Annotated in this window: 2 protein-coding genes; both read right to left on the minus strand. The window is 72.1% G+C overall.

Going from position 1 to position 3,235, the window contains the following annotated elements; all coding sequences use genetic code 11:
* The coding region (locus tag ACOADB_RS12015; RefSeq protein ID WP_378598564.1) for a hypothetical protein at positions 1-940 on the minus strand (940 nt) is incomplete at its 3' end.
* A 41-nt stretch (positions 941-981) separates the two neighbouring features.
* Positions 982-3,235 (minus strand): transglutaminase-like domain-containing protein (locus ACOADB_RS12020; RefSeq protein ID WP_378598567.1); only part of this gene is annotated, 2,254 nt, incomplete at its 5' end.

Genomic DNA, 3,235 nt, shown 5'->3' on the forward strand with positions numbered 1-3,235 from the left:
GGGTGCTGCCCGACTTGGTGCGGATGACCGCCTTGACGGCGCCCGTCGAGGCCGGGTCGATCCCGGTCAGCGTGTACGACGTCCGCTGCAGCCCGCTCCCGGTCAGGACCGCCCGGCGCACGCCGTTCACGTACAGCGTGATCTTGGCCGCTGCGGTCCGCGCGCGGCTGGTGAACGGGAGCCGGACCCGGTTCAGGGTGCAGTCGCGGTGGTCGACCGAGACGTAGCCGAGCCCGTTGCCGGACAGTGACCGACGGGTGCCGACCGGAATGATCGCCGCGAAGCCCTCGAAGATCGAGGTGGACTGCGTCGGCGCGGTCGAGCCGGGCGGGACGTTGGTCCTTGAGCCGGCCTGCGCGCCCATGGCATACCACCCGGACGGAACCAGAACCGTCGCCGACCTGCCCGGAGCGATCGCAACGCGACCGGATCCGTCCATGCGCTGAGCCTCCAGGGAGCCGATGACCTCGCCCCGCCCACGGACGGTGCCCCCGAGGACGAGCCAGGACTTCTTCGTGACGGCGACATCGAACGCCGCCGTGCTGCCGTTGGTGGCGTAGCTGATGCTGCACGGCGATGCGCCGGACGGCGTCAGGGAGACGGCGTTGGAGATGCTCACGTCGACGCGGGAAGCACCGCGAGAATCCGTCGTGACCTTGCCGCGGCTGACCGCGATGCCACGGACCTTGCTGGAGCCCAGGACCCCGGAGCGGTCCAGGTTCTGGGTGCGCCACGCGCCGTCAGCCGGAATCGACCGCGTCGATGGTCCGGCGCCGGAGATCGCCGCCGGGCAGTCGGCAACACTCCCACCGCGCACGATCTTCTCTCCGACAGCCAGGTCGGAATCACCGACTGCCGCCTGAGCCGGTGCGGGGTGCACTCCCAGGCCCAGCGCCAGGAGTCCGGCAGCGCCCGCGCTTGCCCAACGACGAACTGCCATTTTTCCCACTCCCGAGATCCCTGTGTGGCCGCTGACGACTGTCACGGCTTGCGCCGCAAATTACCATTCCGCCGCGTCCGCCGAGCAATGCGGCGCGGGGCGGAGCGGACGCGGGCCACCGGCCCGAGGTGCCACAGGCGCCGACCGAATCTCCGGACCCGGGCACCGATCCGGTCCCGGCCTGCACGCCACGGCACCGAGGCCAGCGAGAAGCGGGCCGCGATCCGGCGCCACCAGGGCGTCGCCTTGCGGATCCGCTTGAGCGCCGTGCCCACGTCAGCCCAGTAGGCGCTGGCCTCCTCGAGGCTCGGCTCACCGTCGCCGTAGACGTGGCGGTCGGCGGTGTGCGCCAGCGACACGACGGGTACGGCGTCGTACCGGCCGGCAGCGGCGTAGGCACTCTCGCGACGGGTGGCTCCCGGCGTCGGCCGGACACCGAGGTCGCGCATCCGGTCCGCCAGCTCCCGCCACGCGCCCGTCAGGCGGACCGTCGGGTCGGCCGACCTCCTGCGCTTGCGGCGGCGCAGGAACTTGAAGAGCAGCACGCCCCACAGTGGTGAGAGGAGCAGCGCGACCTTGCCGACGTTGAACAGGATCGCGAGGACGGTACCGAGCACCTCGAGGATGTCGACCCCGTCGCGCTTGCCGTCGCCCTGCTGCAGGTTGTCGCTCGCCTCCTTGGGCTCGCCCGGGACGCGGGGCGGCTGGAGGACCTGCGGCTGCGGCTCCTCGTTGGGGTCGTCGTTGGGCCGGCGCAGCTTCTTGTTCTCCTGCGGGGTGGGCTCGAACGCCACCCAGCCGACGTCCTTGAGCTTGACCTCGGTCCACGCCGTCATGTGCTCACCACGGACCGCTCCCCCACCCGGCGGCACCTTGAAGCCGATGACCACCCGGATCGGGAGGCCCATCTCCTGGCCGATGAGGGCCATCGCGGCGGCGTACTGCTCGGCGTTGCCGGCCGGTGTCGGTGTCTTGGCCAGCACCGCCAGGCGGCTCGCGCCGTGCCCGGCCGGGACGTAGTCGTCCTCGCCATCGGAGTAGTACCCGTGCTCGCGGAAGGCGTCGCGCAGGAACAGCGCGATCGGGCCCGCCGGCCCGCCGCCGAAGCCTGCTTCGGTCTGCCAGCGCTGCACCCGGTCCCTCAGCTCCTCGGGCACGACCTTCGGCACCGGCAACGACACCGAGGCGTCCGCACCCAGGAGCGTGACCTGCTCGTCGACGACCTGCGGCTCCACGGCGGCCTCGACCTGGAACGTCGTGCCCGGTTGGACGCCGCCGATCTGGGCGACCGTCCCGGTCTGCCGGTTGATGACCAGCTCGCTGGCCGCGTCGCCGTCGGTGCGGCCGTCCTTGACCGGCGTCATGGACAGGGTCTCCCCGACGCTGGGCACCCACACGCCGGTGTAGCCGTCGATGGTGATCGTGCCGCGGGTCGTTGCCTTGAGGTTGGCGTCCGGATCGTTTCGCAGGCGCCGGAAGGTGCCGGAGTCGTGGGGCGAGCCCGGACCGCCGGACACGTTCCACACGATGCCGTCGTAGTAGTCCATGACCGCGAGCCGCACCAGGGTGCCGCTCTCGAGGCCGTCGACGGTGAACAGCTGGGCGGTCTTCCCGTCGCCCTTCTTGTACGCCCGGAACTTCGACAGCGGGCTCGGGTAGTCACGCGGGTCGAACGGGGTGTCCACGTGGTCGCGCAGCACGACCCGGTTGCCACCCGGGTCGGACAGGGCGGCGAGACCGGTGGCGACACCGCCCGCGAGGCCGACGACGACCAGCGTCGAGAGGATCCGGCGCCCCCATCGAGCCCGGACGTTGCGCAGCGAGCGCCAGCGCAGCCAGACCACACCGACCGCGGCGAGGGCGAGGCCACGGGTCAGCACTGCCTCGGCCTGGATGTCGCCGAAGGCCGCGGACATCAGCAGCACCAGGACGAGGACCAGGCCGGCCAGTCCCGGCCACCGCGACCGCCACAGGAGCACGGCGGCGAGCAGTCCGCCGCCCAGGCCGATCACCAGCGGCACGATCAGCACGACGCCGTTCTCACCGAGCGGCGCCGGAAGGGTCAGGGACTCACGCCAGGAGTGCGCCAGGCCGATGACCAGGTCGCGCAGCGAGTCGGCCGTCGGGATCACCCCGTTGCGGGCCCGCGTCGGCAAGGCGACCCCGGAACCGACCGCGAGGTACGCGGCGACGGTGACGACCGCGGTGACCCACGGACCCCAGCGCCAGCGGGCGCCGAGCCAGGCGATGGCGACACCCAGGACGAGTCCGATCACGACGGCGGCCAGCCAGCGG

Source organism: Nocardioides sp. CPCC 206348, from assembly GCF_048654705.1.
In the GTDB taxonomy this organism is placed as follows: domain Bacteria; phylum Actinomycetota; class Actinomycetes; order Propionibacteriales; family Nocardioidaceae; genus Nocardioides.